At 68.5% G+C, this 21,431-nt stretch carries 15 protein-coding genes; 10 read left to right on the top strand and 5 right to left on the bottom strand.

Going from position 1 to position 21,431, the window contains the following annotated elements; translation table 11 throughout:
- Positions 1–116: 116 nt before the first annotated feature.
- Positions 117–317 carry a hypothetical protein gene (locus ACFYY6_RS37155; protein WP_388651291.1) on the bottom strand — a complete coding sequence of 67 codons (201 nt, stop codon included), beginning with the start codon at positions 315–317 and terminating at the stop codon, positions 117–119.
- Positions 318–685: 368 nt separating this feature from the next.
- Complete coding sequence (locus ACFYY6_RS37150) at positions 686–1,210, bottom strand: ATP-binding protein (protein WP_351525077.1); 525 nt, start codon at positions 1,208–1,210, stop codon at positions 686–688.
- Positions 1,211–1,906: 696 nt separating this feature from the next.
- On the opposite strand from ACFYY6_RS37150, the gene ACFYY6_RS37145 reads away from it, so the two are divergent.
- From ACFYY6_RS37145 to ACFYY6_RS37115, 7 genes are all read left to right on the top strand, one after another.
- Entirely contained in the window at positions 1,907–2,815 is a 909-nt protein-coding gene (locus ACFYY6_RS37145) for a GNAT family N-acetyltransferase (RefSeq protein WP_351525078.1), read from the top strand.
- A gap of 418 nt (positions 2,816–3,233) precedes the next feature.
- Positions 3,234–3,851, top strand: coding sequence for a TetR/AcrR family transcriptional regulator (locus ACFYY6_RS37140; protein WP_389197598.1), 618 nt, complete (start codon positions 3,234–3,236; stop codon positions 3,849–3,851).
- 99 nt (positions 3,852–3,950) lie between these two features.
- On the top strand, positions 3,951–5,177 hold the full coding sequence (locus tag ACFYY6_RS37135) for a cytochrome P450 (RefSeq protein ID WP_388651293.1): 1,227 nt from the start codon (positions 3,951–3,953) through the stop codon (positions 5,175–5,177).
- Between the two features lie 35 nt (positions 5,178–5,212).
- Positions 5,213–5,407 carry a ferredoxin gene (locus ACFYY6_RS37130; protein WP_388651295.1) on the top strand — a complete coding sequence of 65 codons (195 nt, stop codon included), beginning with the start codon at positions 5,213–5,215 and terminating at the stop codon, positions 5,405–5,407.
- The gene (locus ACFYY6_RS37125) at positions 5,404–6,618 is read left to right on the top strand and encodes an FAD/NAD(P)-binding oxidoreductase (RefSeq protein ID WP_351525082.1); all 1,215 of its coding nucleotides are present in this window, start codon (positions 5,404–5,406) and stop codon (positions 6,616–6,618) included. The genes ACFYY6_RS37130 and ACFYY6_RS37125 overlap by 4 nt, the downstream gene beginning before the upstream one ends.
- Before the next feature lie 742 nt (positions 6,619–7,360).
- A complete protein-coding gene (locus ACFYY6_RS37120; protein WP_388651297.1) occupies positions 7,361–11,131 on the top strand; it encodes a S8 family serine peptidase in 3,771 nt (1,256 codons plus the stop codon).
- A gap of 214 nt (positions 11,132–11,345) precedes the next feature.
- The gene (locus ACFYY6_RS37115; protein WP_351525084.1) at positions 11,346–12,347 is read left to right on the top strand and encodes a helix-turn-helix domain-containing protein; all 1,002 of its coding nucleotides are present in this window, start codon (positions 11,346–11,348) and stop codon (positions 12,345–12,347) included.
- A gap of 1,150 nt (positions 12,348–13,497) precedes the next feature.
- Here ACFYY6_RS37115 and ACFYY6_RS37110 read toward each other — a convergent pair.
- Both ACFYY6_RS37110 and ACFYY6_RS37105 read right to left on the bottom strand, forming a co-directional pair.
- Positions 13,498–13,620, bottom strand: a complete 123-nt coding sequence (locus ACFYY6_RS37110; RefSeq protein WP_351634422.1) for a hypothetical protein — start codon at positions 13,618–13,620, stop codon at positions 13,498–13,500.
- A gap of 355 nt (positions 13,621–13,975) precedes the next feature.
- A complete protein-coding gene (locus tag ACFYY6_RS37105) occupies positions 13,976–14,860 on the bottom strand; it encodes a hypothetical protein (protein WP_351525595.1) in 885 nt (294 codons plus the stop codon).
- Positions 14,861–15,889: 1,029 nt separating this feature from the next.
- Here ACFYY6_RS37105 and ACFYY6_RS37100 point away from each other — a divergent pair.
- The 3 genes from ACFYY6_RS37100 to ACFYY6_RS37090 all read left to right on the top strand — a co-directional run bounded on the left by ACFYY6_RS37100 (position 15,890) and on the right by ACFYY6_RS37090 (position 19,662).
- Positions 15,890–16,816 carry a M12 family metallopeptidase gene (locus ACFYY6_RS37100; RefSeq protein ID WP_389197595.1) on the top strand — a complete coding sequence of 309 codons (927 nt, stop codon included), beginning with the start codon at positions 15,890–15,892 and terminating at the stop codon, positions 16,814–16,816.
- 397 nt (positions 16,817–17,213) lie between these two features.
- Positions 17,214–17,837, top strand: a complete 624-nt coding sequence (locus ACFYY6_RS37095; protein WP_389197593.1) for a lasso peptide biosynthesis B2 protein — start codon at positions 17,214–17,216, stop codon at positions 17,835–17,837.
- Between the two features lie 61 nt (positions 17,838–17,898).
- Entirely contained in the window at positions 17,899–19,662 is a 1,764-nt protein-coding gene (locus tag ACFYY6_RS37090; RefSeq protein WP_389197600.1) for an asparagine synthase-related protein, read from the top strand.
- Here ACFYY6_RS37090 and ACFYY6_RS37085 read toward each other — a convergent pair.
- Entirely contained in the window at positions 19,646–20,929 is a 1,284-nt protein-coding gene (locus ACFYY6_RS37085) for a hypothetical protein (protein WP_351525599.1), read from the bottom strand. The two genes, ACFYY6_RS37090 and ACFYY6_RS37085, sit on opposite strands and share 17 nt — an antisense overlap.
- Between the last annotated feature and the right edge of the window lie 502 nt (positions 20,930–21,431).

The following is a 21,431-nucleotide window of genomic DNA, read 5'->3' as shown; positions in this document are numbered from 1 at the left end:
GCGTACTGGACGTACGCGGGTGATGCGACAACACCGCGAGGTGCCGTGCCGGGCATCGCGAGCCGGTGAACCTTCCCGGTCACAGCACTAGCGGCCGGGCTTGCGCATGTCGGTGGTCATGTGACGTCGATGACCGTGGTCAGGTGCTCGCTCAGGAGCCGGTGGGTACGCTGGCGGCGTTCGGTGGCGAGGCGGATCAGTTCGGTGCCAGCGGTCTCCAGCCAGTCGGCCATCTCGGTGTCGACGTCCCCGCGCGCGGTCCACTGCGGGAACCATTCTGCCTCGGCGCTCGCCCACTGGTGGGCGAGCGCGGCCAAGGCGCCGCTGGTGTCAGCGATGAATGACCGGGGAGGGGGCGGGGCCAGGGATCTTCTCCAGGCGCGGCGTTGCACTCGTCGTGGCCTCGCCCGGCGCCCGTACGACGTGAAGAACACGGCGCGGGTGATGTTCGAGGGCGGCTACAGCGCGATGATGACGGCCCTCGGCAACGCGGTGGCTGTCCTGCTCGCCCGCCCCAAGGCCCTTGCGCGGATGCGGCGTCAGCGTTCAAGAGTCCTCGCTCCTGCTGGTGGGTGTACCAGGTCGACGTCGGCTTCCTTCTGGGGCAGCAGGTCGAGCTGGGATTGGCCGGGGTCAGTGAGACCGACCCCGCCGCGGCTCATGTGTCCACGGCGCAGCCGACCGATCACATGAACGATGGCCATCGATCGGCGGCCCACTCCAGCCACCCTGGCCACCCCGGAGGCGGAGCACCAATCTCCCGCCCCTCAAGTTCCGCGGTGTCGGGTTCCTGGAACAGCGCCCTCCAGTTCAAGAGGTCCGCCTCGCCCATCGGGAAGGTCTGGTCCGGGGCGGTGGACTGGCGATGGGCGATCCGATCGCGTTGGGTGCCATGGTCCACCGGCACATACACAAGGTGACAGGACGCGCCCACAGAGGCCGCCAACCAGCGGATCGCGGACCGCTCATCGCGAGACCAACATCCGAAATCCAGAACCACGTTCGTTCCAAGCCTCAGCGCCTCCAGAGCAAGCCGGAGCAGTCGGCCTTCCAGCACATCGCGCTTCCCGTCCGCCTCCGGCTCGCCGAACAGCGGAATCATCCACTCATCGGGGGTCAGGCGCAGCGCGCTGTGCTCCTTGGCCAGCTGCCGAGCCTTCGTGGTCTTTCCGGCCCCTGGCAGGCCGACTGTCAGGAACAACGTGGTCACACTCGGATCGTTCACGGAAACCATGCGGAGGACAACTGCCTTCTCTGCGAGATCGCCAGAGCCCCGTGCCCGGGCCACTCGGGCCACCCGACCCCTGTCGGGAGGTCCGGGCTTCCATCGAGGGTGGCCACGGCCTGCTCGCTGTCTGCGGCCCGACGAAGGCGTATGCACGGGCGCAGGAGCGCTGTCCAGCGCTGAGCAAGATCGCCGGGAAGCTCCTCGGCAGCAAGCCGGGAGTATCGCTCATCAGTCATGAAGGCCACTATCCCTGGCGCCGTTGACACTGCGGGCGTCAACCTCACGCGTGGCGAGACGTCCGAGGGCTGATCAAGAGAACGAGGGATAGATCCGGGCTCAACGGGCCTGCCCGCACCCGGGGCCCGTACGACGCACACTCGTGGCTGCAACATCGCGGGGCCGGGGCGTCGCCCCTGCGGGGAAGCGTGCGTTCACTCGCACTCGCATACCAGCCAGGAACCCTGCTCCGCAGACCGGCCTCCTTCCAGGGGGCCGCGGAAATCCGTGGACGGACCCGCGGCAGATCACCTACCGTGTGACTCCACGCCCTGAGATGGACGGAAGGAGGCGAGTGCCGTGCGGTTCACACCTTTCCAGCGCTCCCTTTTCCGCTGTCCCGGCGTGGTTCGTGAGTTTTGACCGGGAGCGCTCCAAGCAGCCTGTATCCCGGAGGAATCCATGACCGATCTGGTCATCCGCTCGCTCTCCGCGAGCGACACCCGTCTCTTCGACGCACTGCCCGACCCGCTGGGCGCCCGTGAAGCCCATCGGCGTACCCGGTTCCGCACCGACTGGATGCGTGTCGCCCTGCGCGACGGCGAGGTCGTCGCACGTGGCGCGTGGTGGGGCGGCCCCGACGACTCGAAGCCCGTCAACATCAACTGGTTCGACGTGGCCGAGGGCGAGGAGGAGGCGGGGGCCGAGCTCCTGCGCTCCGCTCCCTGGCAGGTCGGACTCGAAATCAACCTGCCCGGCGGCTGGCGGGACAAGCCCGAGCTGCGCGCCGCCGCCGATGCGCGCTTCGCCGCCGCACGAGCCGCCGGGTACGAACTCCTGGTAGAACGCTACCTGTACCGCTGGACCCCGGACCGAGGCCTGCCCGAGCGCCCCGGACGCCTGCGCTTCAGTGCCGAACCCGACGACACCGTGTTCTTCGGCGCGTTGCGCCAGATCCACTCCGTCACCCTGGATGCCCACGCGCTCAGGGCCGTCGAGGAGGGTGGCCTCGACCAGGCCGCCCAGGAGGAGCTCGACTTCTTCCACTGGTGCCCCTCCCCACGGGAGTGGTGGCAGACCGCGTACACGCCGGAAGGCGACCTGGCCGGCATCCACATCCCGGCCCACAACCCCTCCGGTCCGACCATCGGTTTCATCGGAGTCCTCCCGGAACAGCGCGGTCACGGCTACGCCTACGACCTCCTCGCCGAGTGCACCCACTTGCTCGTCGAGGAGGGCGCGGAGTTCGTCAGCGGAGCGACGGATCAGGGCAACTTCCCTATGGCCGCGAACTTCGCCAAGGCCGGCTTCCCCGTCGTAAGGGAACGCATCAACTTCCACCCGACAGGCCAAGCGGCCCGCGAGGAGTAGCACGCGGTGAGGGGTCCGGCCCGAGGACAGATCCGGACCCCTTGTCCGTGACATGCGGCATCTGCGCTGTGGTCAGCAGCCACCATCTAGTGCCGCTCCCGGCAACGTTTGCCCCTTCGCACCGTCCAGCACGCACGCTCGCGGCGTTTGGACTTGTCCGGGCGAGCACGTTCGCAACCAGATTCTCGCCGAGCTTGCCTCGTCGAACGGCACACGCCGGAGGCAGGAGCGCAGGACCGCCCGTCCGTACCCCGGCGGGGGCCGGAGGCCGCTTCGCCCGTCCCGCTTCTGTGCCCGGCCCGGTTCACGGAAGGCCGGTCGCCCCTGTCCAGTGGGTGGTTGCGATGTGTGATGGGGTGCCGGTCGGATCCGGTCACACTTGGCGGGCGAACGGCAATGAGATCAGGAGGAGTTCGGGATGGGTGAGGGATTCACACGTCGTACGCAGAGCAGGTGGGGCGAGGGTGCCGCGCTGAAGGAGGAGATCGTCCGGGCCGCGGCGCGGATGCTGATGGAGTCGGGCCGGGAGCGGGATCTGTCGCTGCGTGCGGTGGCGCGGGAGGTCGGGATCTCGGCGCCCAGCGTCTATCTGCACTTCAAGGACCGTGCGGAGTTGGTGGCGACGGTGACGCAGCGGGCGTACGCGCGGCTGGCCGCCGAGTTGCGGGAAGCCTGGACGGGCGAGCGGGCGGCCGGGGCACATGCCGCCCTGCGGGCACTGGCGCAGCGGTACTGCGGTTTCGCGCTGGACAACCCCCGGGTGTACCGGCTGCTGTTCGGGATCGAACGGATCGAGGTGTCACGGGACGAGGCGGCATCGCATCCGTTGTGGACGGTGCATGCCGTGTGGGCCGACGCGGTGGCGACCTGCCACGGCGAGCACGGGGGAACGACCGACCCCGAGCGGGTGACCGCCCTGCTGTGGGCGTCGGTGCACGGCCTGGCCGCGATGGCGGTGGCGGTGCCGTTCGCGGCGGACCGGGAGCGGATCGAGGGAATGGTGGACGACCTCATCGATCTGGTGGTGGCCAAATAGAGCGCAACGGCCGGTCACCCTCCGCGATTTAGTTGTATGAGGCTACTAACGCTGTTAGGAAAGTGGCCACGTGATCCCTCTTCCCCACGGAGGCACCGTATGACCGAGACCGCGGACACCACGGTCGAACTGCCCGAGCACCCCAGCCCCCGAGCGGCCGGCTGCCCGTTCGACCCCCCGCCCGCGCTGCGGACGCTCCAGGCGGACAGCCCCGTCGCCCGGGTGCGGATCTGGGACGGCAGCAGCCCCTGGCTGATCACTCGGCACGATCACCTGCGCACGCTGCTCGGCGATCCGCGCGTCAGTTGCGACCCGGCACTGCCGGGCTTCCCGCACCGCAACGCCGGGATGAGGGAGCGGGACCGGCAGAACCCCACGTTCCTCAACATGGACGACCCCGAGCATGCCAGGCTGCGCCGCATGGTGACCGCTCCCTTCGCGGTCAAGCGGATGAACGCGCTGCGGCCGGCGGTCCAGAAGATCGTCGACGATCTGATCGACGAGATGCTCGCCGGGCCCAGGCCCGTCGACCTGGTCGAGGCGTTCGCACTGCCGGTCCCCAGCCTGGTCATCTGCGAACTGCTGGGCGTCCCGTACGAGAAGCACGACTTCTTCCAGCGCCGTACCAAGGTCATCGTCCGTCGCACATCGACGCCCGAGGAGGTGCGGGAGGCGACCGAGACACTCACCGACTACCTCGACGACCTCCTGGCCGCCAAACGCGCGACGCCCGGCGACGACCTGCTGTCCGAACTCGCCGTCAAACGTGTGGCCACCGGCGAGATGACGCAGCGCGAGGCCGCGCGAATGGGCGTCCTGCTGCTGGGCGCGGGGCACGAGACGACGGCCAACATGATCGCGCTGGGTACCCTCGCCCTTCTGGAGAACCCGGACCAACTCGCCCTGCTGCGCGAGTCGGAGGACCCCGCGGTGACCTCTGCCGCGGTCGAGGAACTGCTGCGCTACCTGAACATCACCCACTCCGGACGCCGCCGGGTGGCGCTGGAGGACATCGAGGTGGGCGGCCTCACCATCCGCGCGGGCGAGGGCATCATCTTCGCCAACGACATCGCCAACCGCGACCCCGACGCCTTCCCCGACCCGGACCGCCTCGACGTCACCCGCGACGCCCGCCGCCACGTCGCCTTCGGATTCGGTGTGCACCAGTGTCTGGGGCAGCCGCTGGCCCGCGTCGAGTTGCAGTGCGTCTACAGCACCCTCTACCAGCGCGTACCCACTCTCCGGTTGGCCACCGGCATCGACCGACTGGACTTCAAGCACGACGGCTTCGTCTACGGCGTCTACGCACTGCCCGTCACCTGGTGACCTGTCACTGTCCCCCGAACGGAAACGAGAAGCCCATGCGTGTGGAAGTCGACCAGCCCAAGTGCGTCGCGTCCGGCCAGTGCGTCCTGCTGGCCCCCGATGTCTTCGAGCAGGACGACGACGGCATCGTCGAACTGCTCACCGACACCCCCGACCCCGCCCACCACGACGACGTCAGGGAGTCGGCCGCCGTCTGCCCGGCCGCCGCGATCCGCCTGGTCCGGGCGTGACCGCCGCCCCACTGCGCCGGATCGTCGTCGTCGGTGCCTCGGCGGCCGGTCTGTCGGCCGCCGAGACCCTGCGCCGGGAAGGCTTCGACGGCTCGCTCACCCTGGTCGGCCGAGAACGCCACCTGCCCTACGACCGGCCGCCCCTGTCCAAACAGATCCTCTCGCGCGCCTGGGCCGTCGAGCGGACCGCACTGCGCCCGCGGGCCGATGTGGAGGCACTCGACCTGGACCTCCGGCTCGGGACCGCCGCCACCGCCCTGTCCACCGGGACCCGTACGGTGACGCTGGACGACGGAACCGAATGCGGCTACGACGGCCTGATCATCGCCACCGGAGTCCGGCCGCGCCGCCTCCCCGGGCCGCCCACACCGGGCGTCCACACGCTGCGCACCCTGGACGACGCCCTCGCCCTGCGCGAACGCCTCGGCGAGGGGCGCCGACTGGTCGTCGTCGGTGCCGGGTTCCTGGGCGCCGAGGTGGCGTCCTCGGCCCGCTCCCTGGGGACTGCCGTCACCCTCGTCGAGGCCGCGCCCGTTCCCCTCGCGCACGTCCTCGGGCACCGGGCCGGTGAACACCTCGCGCGCCTGCACCGCGACCACGGGGTGGACCTGCGCACCGGCACCGGGGTCGCCGAGATCGTGACCTCGGGCGGTCGGCTCACCGCCGTCCGGCTGTCCGACGGGACGCTCGTCCCGGCCGACGGCGTACTCGTCGCCATCGGTTCCGCACCCGACACCGCCTGGCTCGACGGCAGCGGCCTGCGCCTGGCCGACGGCGTGGTCTGCGACCGGTACCTCGCCGCCGCACCCGGCGTCCATGCCGCCGGGGACGTGGCCCGCTGGCACAACCCCCTGTTCGGCGCCGACATGCGCGTCGAGCACCGGACCAACGCCGCCGAGCAGGCCATGGCCGCCGCCCGCAACCTGCTCCACCCCGAATCCGCCCGCCCCTTCGCCTCCGTCCCCTACTTCTGGTCCGACCAGCACGGAATCAGGATCCAGGCCTACGGTCACCTCCGCGGCCACGACGAAGCGCGCGTCGTCGAGGGCGACTCGGCCCGGGGCCGGTTCCTCGTCGCCCATCGCACCGGCCATCGGCTCACCGGCGCCCTGTCCTTCGGCATGCCGCCCAAGGCGCTGCGGCGCTGGCGGACGGCCATCGCCACCGGGAGCGAATGGCGGGCCGCCACGGCGACGGCTCCGGCCGCCTGACCACGAAACCCGAAGACGTCCAGGGCATTGACCGGCCGACCGGGTCGGCCGGTCAATGCCCTCGCCCCGGACGTCGGGTCGAGCCGGAGTCCGCGATCGAGTCACCCGGGCGGCGGTGGCCCCGAACCACCGGGGGGCGGCTGCCGGACCGGCACGCGCCGGTGGTGTGCGGCGCGCACCCGCCACTCGCCCCGGCTCGGACGGCCGGGGCGAGGAACGTGACGGCGACAGCGAGCGTGGTGAGGCCGGTGCGGCGATACCGCGGCGGTCGGGCGCCGTGCGGGCAAGAAGCATCGTGTGGCCCTCCGGGGCCGGGTCCCGCCCCGCTGTCACGGGGTGCGGAACCGGCGGCGGGCGTTCGTCTCGGGGAAGGAGAGCCGGGGCTGGGCTCCTGCTTCTCCTCCCCTCCGGCAGGTCACGGAAGGACCGACTCGTCTCCGGACCGGGCTCCGACGGTTCACCGGGCGAGTTGCCCGGCCGGGGCGGCTCGGCGGAGGTCGGGCGCAGGTGTCGGGCATCCGGCCGACCCGGACGGTATTCCAGGGAATTCCACGGCCAACTCCCGGCCGCGGCAATACCGAAGACGCTTGCGTCCCGTCACGTGCGTCGGCCCGCGACGCGGCGTTGTCGCTGTTGAGACATGTCGCAACAGCGACACCTGGATGCCGTGACAGCCCTTCCGGCTCTGCCGGATTCTTTCGGACAGCGCGTATCCAGTCGTGTCGAAAGAAGGGTTGGAAAAATGAGACGTGCCCGCCTCTTGGCGGCAGCACCGACCGCTTTGCTGCTGGCCGCAGGTGCCGTGGCGCCGGTCTCCGCCGATTCCCCGGGGCCGGGCGGCCCCCTCCGCTCGGCCCCGGCGGAACCGACAGCCACGGTGCGGCTGATCACGGGTGACCGGGTGACCGTCAGCGCCGGCCCCGACGGCAAGCAGGTCGCCTCCGTTCAGCCGGGCCCCGGCCGCAAGAACATCATCTTCCGGACCACGGAGGAGGACGGCGCCCTGTCCGTCCTGCCGTCCGACGCCATCGCCCCGCTCTTCTCGGGAAAGCTCGACCGGCGGCTCTTCGACGTGACCGGGCTCCTCGCGCAGGGCTACGACGAGGCGCACACCGACGCCCTCCCGCTGATCGTCTCCCGGCCGCACGGCGAACCGGTCTCCGCCCTCGACTCCCTGTCCGCGCTGAACGACGACTCGGCCCCCACGCGCCGGCTGGACAGCATCAACGCCCGTTCGATGCACATCGGGGACAAGGACCTCGGCCGCTTCTGGAAGCAACTCGCCCACGGCTCGGGCAAGTCGCCCTCCGCCCTCGACGCCACCGCCGCCACCGTATGGCTGGACGGACGGGTGAGCCCGACGCTCGACCGGAGCACGGCACAGATCGACGCGCCCGCCGCGTGGGACGCCGGCTACCAGGGTCAGGGTGTCAAGGTCGCCGTCCTGGACACCGGCGCGGACCTCGACCACCCGGATCTGGCCGGTCGGGCCGCGGCCACGAAGGACTTCTCGGGCAGCGCCGGGACCAATGACGCCTTCGGGCACGGCACTCATGTCGCGTCCACGGTCGGCGGCACCGGAACCGCCTCCGGCGGAAGCCGCAAAGGCGTCGCGCCCCGGTCGGAGCTGATGATCGGCAAGGTCCTCGGGGACGACGGCTACGGCAGCGAGTCCGCCGTGATCGACGGCATGGAATGGGCGGCGGCCGGCGGTGCCCGGGTCGTCAACATGAGTCTGGGCTCGGACGCCCCCAGTGACGGCACCGACCCGATGAGCCTTGCGGTGAACGGGTTGACGAAGAGCAGCGGCGCCCTGTTCGTGGTGGCCGCCGGGAACAACGGCGAGCAGGGGAACCAGACCATCGGTTCGCCCGGGGCGGCCGACGCGGCGCTCACCGTGGGTGCCGTCGACCGCGACGATTCGCTGGCCCCCTTCTCCAGCCGCGGGCCGCGCCCGACCGACAGGGTGGCCAAGCCCGACGTCACCGCGCCCGGCGTCGGCATCGTGGCCGCCCGTGCCGCGGGGACCACCATGGGCGACCCGGTGGACGCCGACTACATCGCGTCCTCCGGAACGTCCATGGCCACCCCCCATGTCGCCGGGGCCGCGGCGCTGCTCGCCCAGCAGCATCCGGACTGGGACGCGGTGCGCCTCAAGGACGCGCTGATGAGCACTGCCCACCCGGTGCCCGGCCAGCAGGTGACCGAGCAGGGCGGCGGTCGCGTCGACCTGGCTGCCGCGGCCTTCGGACCGGTCACCGCGACCGGTGCCGTGGCGCTCGGCTCCTTCGTGACGGGCGGCACCGCCGAGCGGTCCGGAAGCACCACCGTCCGGTACACCAGCACCTCCGACTCCGAGCTCACCCTCGGCCTGACGCTCCGGCTCGCCACTACCGGCGGACGCGAGATCACCGAGGGCGCGGTACGGCTCGGCGCCGACTCGGTCCGTATCGCCCCCTCCGCCACGGCCGAGGTGTCCCTGCGTGTCGATCCCTCGCTCCTTCAACGGGGCGACTACTACGGGTACGTGAACGCCTCCACCTCCGACGGCAGGACGAGCGTCCACACCGCGGTGAGCCTTTCGGTCCACGGTCCCAAGCACCGGATCACCGTGAACGTCATCGATCGCGACGGGAAGCCCGTCGACGAACTGCCGACGATCTGGGGTGCCGACGGGTTCGAGGGCTACCTCAGTACCAGCCCGGCCGTCGCCGAGGTCGAGGAGGGCACCTACCAGCTCAGCCACTCCTCGCTGGACAACGCCGCGGACGGCCAGGAGCTGCGCGAGGTCGTCCTGCCCGAGGTGAAGGTCACCAAGGACATGTCCGTCACCCTGGACGCGCGCAAGACCACCAAGGTCGAGATCCGCACGCCCCGGCCCGCCGAACAGCGCGGCATCATCAGCTATCAGACGTACCGTCAACTCGACGGGCACAGCCTGACCCAGGGCACGATGTACTTCGACGTGGCCAAGCGGCTCTACGTCAGCCCCACGGCGAAGGTCACCGAGGGACGTTTCGAGTTCGCCTCCCGCTGGCAGCTCGTCGCCCCGCTGCTGGAGGCGGAAGTCCCCGGATCACCGCTCGCCGTCAGCCCGTACTACGCGCACAATTCCCCGCTGTTCAGCCCGAAGGGCACCCGTCTGACCGCGGTCGACGCGGGAACCCACTCCGCCCCCGATCTGCGCCACGTCCGCGGCAGACTCGCGGTCGTCAGGAGCGACGGCACCGATGCGACGGAACTCGCCCGGGCGGCGGCCGACGCCGGCGCCGGCGGTCTCATGCTCGTCCATCCCCCGGACAGCTACCCCTGGAGCCGTTGGACCCCGGACGGCGAGCGCCTCCCCCTGCCCACCATGGGGGTGAGCGCGGCCGAGGGCGGCGCCCTGCTGGAACACGCCGAGCGGCGCCGGACCGCGGTGGCGTTCTCCGGCACCGCCAGGAGCCCGTACCTGTACGACGTGATGCAGGTGTCCACGGACCGCGTCCCCGAACGCGTCGTGCACACCGTCTCGGACCGCAACAGTGCCGTCGTCGAGTCCACGTACACCGAGAACGGCGGCATTCCCTGGGCGAGCGAACAGCGCTTCGGCAGCCGCCCCTACCAGAACTTCTTCTGGAACCAGTACAGCCGATACGTGCCCACCGGGGCGCGGCGCACCGAGTACGTCAGCGCCGGCGACACCCAGTGGCTGCACGTGGTGAATCACGGGCTCGTCTTCTACGTCGACACGCCGTTGACGGTCGGAATGCGCGACTTCCTGCGGACCTATCGGCCCGGCAGGCAGCCTGCCGAGAACTGGTTCGGGGCCGTGGTGCGGCCGTCCGTCCCGCGCGGGACCACGACACCGTCCGTACGCGCCCGCGACGTTCTCGCGCTCCGTGTGCCCGAGTTCAACGACTCCGATGCGGGGCACTGGTCGCAGGCCCTGACCGGCGGCTTCGGCGCGGCCGACGACGGAGCCGAGGGCGACACCGTCTCCGTCGCCCTGTTCCGTGACGGCAAGAGGATCGCCGATGCCACGGACGCCTGGGAGGACTTCGAGGTGGCGCCGGGGAAGGCCGACTACCGACTGGACCTGTCGGCCTCCCGTGTCTCCCCCGAGTGGAAGTTCGGTACGCGGACGCGGACCTCCTGGTCCTTCCGCTCGGACACCACCACCGGGAGGACAGTGCTCCCGCTGCTCCAGCTCGACTACGACGTGCCGGTCGACGAACACAACACCGTGGCCGCGTGGCGCGGCCACACGATCGGTCTCGCCGTCCGCAACCAGGACGGTCTGCCCGCACCGCGCGGTGTGTCCGTCCGGGTCGCGGTCTCCTACGACGACGGCAGGACCTGGACGAAGGGGGCAAAGGCCCAGGACCGCGGCAGGAACCGATTCACCGCCGCCGTCGGACGGGCGGGCCGAACCCACGGCGACACGTTCGTGACGCTGCGGGTGACGGCGATCGACGGGGTCGGCAACAGGGTCCAGCAGACCGTGGAACGCGCGTACATGATCGGCGGGTAGCCGGGGCGCAGGCCTCGGGGACCGAAGGTGCGGCGGGCACGGAGGTGGTCAAATCCTCCGTCCCCGCCGCTTTCCCCTTCCGGTCCGGGCATGTCCGGGGCGTATAGTGCGGTTGCCACCGGCGATTGTTCCCGGCAAGTCCCTGTCGCCGGGCGCTTCCACCAGGCCGTTCCGTCGCTCGCTGCACGTTCGGCAGGGGGCGGAAAGGAGCACGATGCTGGAAGCAGTGGGGCTCACCCCGGCCGAGGAAGCCGTGTACCGGCTTCTCGTCACCCAGTTCACCGCCTCGGCGGACGACATCGCGGAGCAGTCGGGTCTGGCGACGGAGGAGGTCGAGCAGGTCCTGGCGGCGCTCACCGCGAAGGGGCTGGTCGACGCGACGGACCGGGCACCCCGCAGTTTCACGGCCAGTCCCCCGGACGTCGCCCTGCTGCCGCATCTCCAGAAGCAGTCCGACGCCCTGGACCACGCCCGAGTGGCGGTCACCGATCTGCTGGAGACCTACCGGCGCACCCGGCGCCGCCGGGACCCCGACCAGCTCATCGAAGTGATCACCGGTGCCAAGGCGTTGCGCCAGCACCTGCGCCGGATACAGGACAACACGCGTCACGAGATGTTGTGGTTCTGCAAGGCCCAGTACGTGGCCATGCCTTCGGGGAGCAACGAGGCCGAGTACGACGCCCTGGCGCGCGGGGTGCGTTACCGCGTCCTGTACGAGCGGGCGTTCTTCGACGACTCCGGCGCCGTCGGCAACGTGGTGCGGGGCATGCGGGCGGGAGAGACGGCCCGCGCGGTCCCGCGCCTTCCGCTGCGGCTGGCGATCGCCGACCGGGCCATCGCCGTCTGTCCCCTGGTACCCGGGGGGCCGAGCGGCAGCACCGAGGAACCCACCACGGCCCTGGTCCGTGGCAGCAGTCTGCTGGAAGCGCTGGTCGCCCTGTTCGAACGCTACTGGGAGGACGCGGTGCCGCTCCATGTGAGCGAGTCCGGAACGGTCAGCGGCACGGACGGTTCGCCCAGCAACCACGAACTTTCGGCGACCGACCGTCAGTTGCTGTCGCTCCTCGTCGCGGGTGTCACAGACAAGGCCATAGCCAGTCAGATGCGGCTCAGCAGACGGACCGTGCAGCGGCGCGTCCAGTCGATGATGGCCCTCGTGGGCGCCACCACGCGGATGCAGTTGGCATGGCAGGCCGCCCGGCGGAACTGGATGTAGCGAGACGTCGGCGTCTTCCCCCCTTCGACCGCTGCAGCCGCAGATGACGCGGGTCAGGGCCACGGCTGCGACGACAGGCGCCACGAAGGCGGCGCTCCGTCGTGGGGCGTTCGCCACGCCGTGGTGAGGAACGGTTCGGGCTCGCCCACCAGGGAGCGGAGGGTTTCCATCGGTATCGGTGGCCTTCTGTGACGGGTCGGGGCGCCGGGCGTGCGTCGGCACCACGGGCTGGTCCCGTAATCCCTGGCGGGCGCACGACAACAGCTGCGGCACCTCGCCGCGTCGTCGGAACGTCCGCATACATCCGGCCTGCGGGCGCCGCCCCGCCTTGCGCTGCACCGCACCGGACACCGCGGGCCCCGCCCTTCGGGCGAACGACGCCACTTTCGCAACGCGCCTCCCCTGGGCCACCCCGGGTCGGGTCGTCTTGCGTGAGACGTCGGGAAGGCCATCCTCGCTGTCCCGCCCTCTGCTCGGCTTCGGCCGGAGCAGGGGTCGGTGTCGTACGGGCTTCAGCCGTCGTCGCCGCCGGCCGGGTGTCCGGGCGATGCGGTGTCAACTGAGCAGCAGGTCACGTGAGCACTGCATGCGGACGCCCCCACAGCTTCCTGCTGTTTCAGGATCCTGCTGTACCTGATATCGGGGATTCGTGTACGAGACCTGTTTCTATGAATGGGCATAGAGAAGCCCGCCAGTTCAAGTCGGCCTTGGACAGCTTCTTCTGGGACCGGCGGGCACCCGACGATCACACGTGGAAAGGTGATGCATCGTGTCCGAACACCGTACCTCTGCTCGTGAGGCAGGACCTCATGGTCTGCGCGGTTGGAGTGTGGTCCTGGCAGCGATCTCAGCGTGCGCGAACGTGGCCCGCCTGGTCCGCGAACTCCTGGTTCACCACTGAGGGCTGCGCTTCGAATCACCCAGCCCGGTAACGCCCCTGGTCAAGAAGCCTGGTCCCCGCGCACGCGGGGTGATCCCGGACGGAAACGGCCCATCGTCCGACTCGGTCTCTGGTCCCCGCGTATGTGAGGCTTCCGCTCATCCCGCCCCCCTGCCCGGCTTTTGGCCGGGCAGGGGGGCGGCTTCATGCGTCTGAGGTCAGGCGCTGCGACGGGCGCGGAGGGCGTCGGTGTACAGCTCACGCGTCAAGTCATCGTTGGGCGATGCGGAGTTCGGCGAGCACTTCACGCATGTCGGCGAGCGCTGCGTGCAGGTGGTTGGGGTGGACGCGGGTCTCGACTCCCAGGGATATTCCATCGACTTGAGTACGCACACGAGTGTGGTGAACACTTCGCGGCCTCGGACCTCGAATGCGTAGCTTCTGCACCGACACCGCCTGCCGGGAAGTGCGCCGCAGCGTGGGCAGGCCGGCGTGGCCGTGCCACGGACATCGACCGCACGGGTGTGAACATCGAGGACATCCGTATCGACCACGGGCCGATCAACTCGCCGGTCCGGCCCACATCAGCGTCGTGTCCGGCCTCGGCAGGACCCTTCTCAGAGCCCTTCGGACTCACGGACGGCGTCAGTGCTGAATGCACCATCGTCTCTCCGAGCATTCCTTCTTGGGCATACCGGGCCGGCAGCAGACCGGTTGGTCACGCGTGGGTTCCTGATGCCCCGGCGGGTCAGCCGGTCCGGGAATAGTGCTGGAGGTAGAGGAAAATCGAATTCCAGCCCGAACCCACGTGCACGATGTGCAACTGGCCTCCCGAACCGAAGTCCCAGGCGGCGATCCCCTCGACCTCGTCCCCGGATTCGACGTCCTGATCGAACGCGTGGGAGACCTGTCCGGAGGCCGCGTCGATCGAGTAGACCGACTTGGCCGAGTCGTCCACGGACGCGTAGAGCTTGCCCTGCCACATCGCGGCACCCTGGATCCTGCTCAGGGGCTGCGACAACGTCACGGTATTCACCACCGGGAGCGTGGAGCCGGCCGGAAGGGTCAGCAGGTCGTTCAGGCTGTATGCGACCAGTTGGTTCGTCCCCTGCGCGGCGTCCTGGGTCCACGGTGCGGTGTAGACCAGTCCGGCGGCGGCGTCCACCGCGACCCACGGCACACCGCCCGGCATCTGTGCGAGTGGCAGTTGCACATAGCGGCCCGTGTAGCTCAGGTCACTCGCGTTGTACAGCGCCAGCAGCGGATGTCGGTAGTCACTGCCGCCGTCCTCGATCGGCGCGATCACGTACCCGTCGTGGTACTCCACGTCACCGATGTGATCGCTGCCGTACGTCTGGCTCATCGCCGACGGAATGGGGAACATCGACGACGCGACTTCCGAGTCGTTCGCGACGGTGGCCTTCACCATTCCGCCGGGTCCGGCGTAGTAGAAGTACGTCCCGTCCGTCGCCACGCCCTGCCCGCGTTCCAACGCGTTGAACCCGGTCCAACGGTAGTAGTCCCCCGTCCGTGTCCAGGCCGAGGCCATCGCGGGAGACGCCGCACCCCCGATGGCCAGCGCGATCGTGGCCGCCGCGGCCGTCGCGGTCGCTGAAATCCTGCCTGGCTTCATCTGAGCCCGACCTCCTTCGTCCGATGTCGCACACCTACGTCTTCCGTGAGCGAGAGCGGTGGCGTCCCGATGCCGAGCCACGGTGCTCCTCGCTCATGCGCCGAGGACGTGGTTGCGCATGGTGGCGACGGCCCGGATTGTGTGATGCCGTCCCTCCTGCCGGTGGTCACGACATGAGAAGCCGCCCCGAGCCGCAGATCGCCGCCGGCTCGCCCACAACACACCACCCGCGACGACCGCTCGCCGGCCGCGTCCGCGGACCGGGAGAAGTCTCACACCACAACGCTCGGACCTCAACACCCCATGCATACGGAAGAACTGACGCCGATCACAGCCTGCTGCACCACGCGACGGGCCCCGGTCAGGGGCCCGCTCACACGTACCGCTCGCCTGAGAAGTCGGAATCGCCGCCCCGATGGCCACCTGAAGCGGCCGTCGACGATGTTGCGGTAGCGACAGTCCTCCCGGTGGAACTGGATCGGTGAGTGGAAACTTCCGAAAGATGGATGCACCCTGGAGTCAGGAGATCCATCGTGCCTTGGGCGACACCGGGAAGACGCGCAGCGAAATGCGCTGGCCCCTGCGGTAAATCCATGATTTGCCCGATGTGGAATCCACTCAGGGGATCTCCCGGCCGATCAGCCGGGCCACCTCCGATGATGTCGTTCGCGGCACCTCACTGAGGAAGTTTCAGTAATCCCTGGCGGAATTCGGCAATGCCCTCCTTACGGAGATGCGCACACATCACCGGTATCCCACCGACCTCGAATCGGGCGCTTCCGCGACGCTTGGTGATGGTGAGACGATAGACGAGTTCAAGAGGGACCTGCTCGACGGCCTCACCAACCGACTCCGGCCCGAACTCACCCCGCTCAGGCTACCAGTTCAGAAAGGAGCATCGCCATGGTTGCTCGACAAGAAAAGGACGCTCAGCGATACTGCGCCCAGCCTCCGCAGAAAATTCCCGCACTGCCCCCGGGTCTCAGCCTTCCACGGACCAGGGCGATACTGGCCAATCATGCGAAGTGGGTGAACGGTACCCAGCTGCGGTACAGCTTCCTCGACGGCGCCGACGACGGTGTGGCAAAGGCCTGGTTGACCGAGGTTCATAACGGTTTCGAGGAGTGGGAGAGCCTTGGAATCGGATTGCATTTTCGTCCCGAGGACAACTCTGCGGAATCGGAGATCAGGATCACCTTTGCCGACGACGGATCCTGGTCATATGTCGGCACAGACTGCCTCGGCATCAGCGCCGAAAAGGCCACGATGAACTTCGGGTGGGATCCGACCTCGCCCTACGGCAAAGCCACGGTCCGGCACGAGATAGGGCACTCGATCGGTTTCTGTCATGAACACCAGAATCCTTTCGCCGGCATCGAGTGGGACGAGGAGAAGGTTTACGCCTACATGGCCGGGCCGCCCAATTTCTGGCCACGGCAGACGACCTACGACAACATCATCCGCAAACTTTCCACGGACCAGGTGACCGGTTCGCAGTGGGACGTGGCGTCGATCATGGAATACGGGTTCGGGCCCGGTCTGATCAAGCGACCGGAAGCATATCAGAACGGCATTCCTTCCCCCCTCAAATTGTCCGACCCGGACAAGGAATACGTGCGCATGTGGTATCCGTCGCTGGCTCCTCACATGGACGAGTTGAAGCCGTTCCAGTCGGCGGTCCTCGGCCTCGGCTCAGGAGAGCAGGCCAACTACGAGGTTGTCCCGGACAGTAGCCAGAAGTATCAGTTCGGCACCTTCGGGCACGCCGATGTGAAGATGGTCCTCTTCGAAGAAACCGAAGGTGAGAACCTGCGCTACGTGACGGGGGAGGACGACAGCGGCGAGGACCGCAACGGCCGCTTCGAGGTCAAACTCTTCAAGGGGCGCCGGTATGTCCTCCGCGTCCGGATGTACTCCACGTGGGGTTCTGGGAACGCGTCGGTCATGTACTGGTGACCACCGGCCGGTCGCGGAGCGGCGATGCACCGTCGCGGGTGAGGTGCCGAACATCGGCGGCAGGTGCCGCCAATTAAGGGCTGTCCCGTACAACGACGGACGGACGGATAAGGCAGTCCGGCGAACCACTCTGCTGCGCGTCGCGGCATCCGGCAGTCCGGTTGCGGGCCATCCGAAGCGGAGTAGCCTTGAATTGACCGACGTTGCCTGAATTCTGGAGGTAGCGATGTTTTCCCGACTGCTGCGGCGTGGTAGGCCGCATGGGCTTGTCCTTCTCGGAAACGGCCGACTCATCCGGGGCTTCAGCGGCGGCCTCTACGACGGTCACGGATACCAGTCCTGACATCGCCCGCTGCCGCAAAGGCGCTGTCGACAGGCCGACCTTGGAGGATGTGCGGTGGCAGAGGACACCGACGCCCTGGTGGTCATGGCGCGGTTTCTGTCACCGCATTGCCATGTCGTCAGGACGTCCAGCGGAGCGTTGATCGCGGACTGGAAACGGACGCGCTTTCTCGGAATGGCAACGGCAGACGTCCAGAAGTTCGCTGACGAAAGCTCTGAGGAACGCGCGGAGCTCGTCACGGGTCTCATTCGCGCCGGGTGTGCGCGGGCCCGCCAGAAGAGGCATCCGCACGTCGAGGCCGGGCTCTGGCTGCGCGGAGTGCACCTGCTGATCTGGACCATGGGGTTCGGGCGCGTCCTTAGGCTCCTGTCCTTGGCAGCCCCCGATTACACTCGGGCGGACCCGCCCTCGGCCGAGGACGTCGCGCGGCTGAAGCGGGCAGTGCAAGCACACGGCCGCAGAAGCTGGTTCGTCAACGACGACTGCAAGGCCGAGGCCGTAACGGCCTTTCTCCTGCTGCGGCGGCGCGGCCTGGAGGCCGTGCTTCATGTCGGTCTGCGCGAGCACCCGTTTGCCTTGCACGCCTGGACGTCTTCGGCCGGACTGTGCATCCCTGACGCCGATCCGCGAGGGCACGCGTTCACCCCGGTTCTCTCGATCGGCTGCGGAGGACAGTGACGTGGAAGCGCTCCGCCTCGCGTGGGCCAGGGGCTCACCTGAGCTTTGGACAGCCGAGGCCATGGCACGGCAGGGACTCGTGACGACCGTCTCCTCGCATGCCGGCACCGCGGCGGTCGTCGGCTGGGTCGGCTCGGTCCGTGACCGTGTGGCGGGCGCACGCGGCCTTCTCGAGGACTTCGGCCAACCGGGAGCCGTGCCGCGTCTGCCGATCGGCGACTATGCAGCCGTCCTGGTGTGCCGCGACCGGGTCCTGCTGGTGCGGGACGAGCAGGCACGTATCCCTCTGTTCTTCAGGGAGTCCGGTGGCCGTGTGACCGCGGTGAGCACCTCGGCGCGCTGCCTGGGCGGCATCGCAGAGTTGGAACGTCGCTACTTTTGCCGCTACCTGACCGGGAACATGGCGCAACCGCACTCGGACCTCACCCCGTTCGCCGCGGTGCACCGTGTCCTTGGCGGCGAGGTGGTGGAACTGTCGATCAGCGGGGAGATGCGCGGTCGGGTGGTGCGCCGGTTCCGTCAGGCCCACCACCCATCGGTACCAGCGGCAGACGACGGACAACACCTCAGTGCGGCGGCGAAGAATCTGCGCCTCGCACTGGAGAGCGCTGTCCGGTGCCGTGTGGGCAGGATGACCGCATGCCACGTCTCCGGCGGCATGGACTCCACCAGCATCGCGTTGCTCGCAGCACGTCTGCTGGCTGCGGGACAGGGCCACCTGGGGGAACTCGTTCTTCTCGCCGGACGCTTCGGCAGGGGCGAACTGGGCGGGGAGCAGTCGTACCTCTACGAGGCGGTGGAAGCGATCCGCCGTCACGCACCGGCAGCCCGTCCGCTGATCGTCGATGCCGACGATGTAGCCGACTTCGACGACTTCCAACACCATGCGGGGGACGCGGACGAGCCCTACGCGCACGCCTTCCGCGCCCCGTTCTGGGGCAGGCTGCATGGTGCTGCGGCGGATCTGGGCTGCGACACTCTCCTGACCGGCTGCGGCGCCGATCCGATCGTGGACGCCAACCCGCTTCACCTGCACAGGCTGGCCCGCACAGCACAACTCCGGCAGATGACGAAGCAGGCACGCGCCTGGGCCGTGGGCAGTGAGCGGGGCTTGTGGGACGTCGTCTCCACATACGTAGTGCAGCCGGCTCTTCCGTTGGCAGCCGAACGGGTCACAGCACTCATCCACCGCCGTGGCACGGTGCTCGGCGGCCTCGGCAACTTGGCCCGACCCCCATGGCTGCGGTCCGAATTCGCGCGGGCGCACGGCTACCGCGAGGCCAGCGTCGCGGAGAGCCGCTTTGTGTTCGGGCGTAAACCGGAACAATCCCGCTACGACGCGGCCAATTACATTGCCGCGCCCGACTCTCTGTCCTGGAGCCGCGCACCGCAGGACGGATTCTTCCTCTCGCATCCATTCCTCGACCCGGAGGTCATCGCCACGGTGCGCCACCTCCCCGCCGAAGCGACGTTCCGTCCGGGCCTCCCGAAGGCGGTTCTGCGCGAGGCCATGGCGGATCTGCTCCCGACCGGGATCCGCGGCCGGACTGTCAAGATCCCCTTCAACGACCTCTACGCCCGCGGCCTGCGGACACACGGCAACGAACTCATCGACCTCTGCCGCTCCGCCAGGCATCCGCTGATTGCGGAGATGTTCGCCATCGACACGCTGTGCCAGGCGGTGAGGGAGGCTCAACTCGGCCTGGGGGACTCATACTCCTGGGATCGTCTCAACAGCTCGCTCGCCTTGGTGGTGTGGCTGGAACGACTGGGCCGCCGTCCCCCCGCGCTCGACGCAGCCGTGCCGGTCATCGCCGACTCTTGATGTCCCACAGGGTCAGGTTGATCGGGCCCGTCAGGATATCGACAAGACCATACCGACTCACCAACTCTGCCTGGGTGTGATCTTCGCTCCCGTTACGCGTGATGGTTTCCCGTATACCAGCGCCCTGCGTGCCGAAGCTCCAATAGACATTCACGAAGCGAGGAACCCTCGTGTGCTCGTCGATCGCATTATTTTCGTGCAACCTGCCGCGATAGATGAGGGAGTCGTATTCCTTCGTATTCATCCACGGGGGCACTTTGCCGCCACGCCAGGAGTACCCCTGGAAATCGATTCTCTTCAGGATGACACGGTCCTTGCGGGCGAGACTTGCGCTGGCGTAGAACCCCACCTGGTCGTATGGCGTGTTCATGGGCAGCTGTACAACCATCCGGGTGGCGAAGGTGTCGTTTGCCTCGATCCACTGTCCGATGGGCAGCCACGGTTGCGCCTCAATCAGCTCTCCGGGTTGGTGAATCTCCCTACGGGAGAGCGGATTGATATCCTGGTATCTAGTCCACTGCTCGGCATCAGCCCGCCACTGATGGCGCAGCCGGTCCTTCGTACTGAGCGGCACCCTTTCAGCCATGGCATGGAATTCGGTTCCGAGCACGTAGAAATTCGCGTCGTTGCGGTTTTCGAGCGTGATGTCGACAGGAACGGAGAATGCCTTTTGGTCATGACTCACCACGGGTTTGCCCGTGGTCAACCTGATGACAGGCCTGGCCTCGTTCTGAGACGGCTGATAGAGGTTCTGGTAGCCGAAATTTGCTATCGCGATGGCGGAAGAAATGATCAGTGCCGCAGCCACCCGCTTCGGAGCGGGGATGACGACCGATGTCCGCCACACCGCGAAGACAGCCCACGCCGAGCCCGCCGTGAGCGCGCCGAGCAGCACCGGATAGGCCACGGAATCACCGTTTTTCAGTACCTCGGCCAGGAGCAGGAGGTTGGTCAAAAAAGCAGCCAACGCGCCGATCAGCGCCACCAGGTCGGAATGGGGGAAGCTGTGCCAGACCCAGTGGTCCGCAACCGCGGCAGCGCCCAGCAACGTGGTGAAGGCGACCACGATGAGGACGGCACCGGTGATGCGACCGGGGAAGGTCAGGGCCCTGCTGAAGTTTTCAGTGCCGAACCGCCCCGTCACCGCAGTCGTCACGAGGAGGACCAGCAGGATCACCACCATGGAGACCCGCGAGCGTCTGTTCTTCACCATGTTCCGTTGCGCCCGCAGGCGGGTGGTGGTGGCCGACTTGGGGGGGATTTTCACGTGATCCCCCTGAGGCCGCACGCCATGCGTCGGCCGCGCTGACGGCGACCGGAGTCGCGCCTGAAGGCGACCGGGAAAGGTCCCGCCGGTCGGCACCGGCGTACGCCAAGAGGACCCACGGGGTGTCTCCTTCGACCGCTACTGGGGCACTGAACGGGTCAAACGCCCTCCGACAACTCCCTGCCGAATTCCGGCGGCACGTACCTCACGGCTCATCGCGGATTTTCGGCCCTCGGCAGCGGCCCCGGGAAACCCGTCGCTGCCAGGTGGTTCGAGCACCATCGTCCGCGGTAATCCGCCGGATCACCATCCGGATGCCTCCGGACGGCCCAATACTCCAGCGGCAGATCGTGATCAGGCTGGGCAGCGGCTTGGCGGTGACAGTGGCTGCCCTGCGAACGAGCCTGAGGGCTGATTCTGTCGGGGATCTTGAGGATCCCCGGCGGGGCAGCATGATCAACGGGCATGCTCGACTCTGTTCAAGGACCGATGCAGTTGTCGA

The organism is Streptomyces sp. NPDC001750 (assembly GCF_042892615.1).
Classification (GTDB): domain Bacteria; phylum Actinomycetota; class Actinomycetes; order Streptomycetales; family Streptomycetaceae; genus Streptomyces.
Note: the sequence above shows the minus strand (reverse complement) of the source record. Positions and strands in the feature narration are given on the sequence as shown.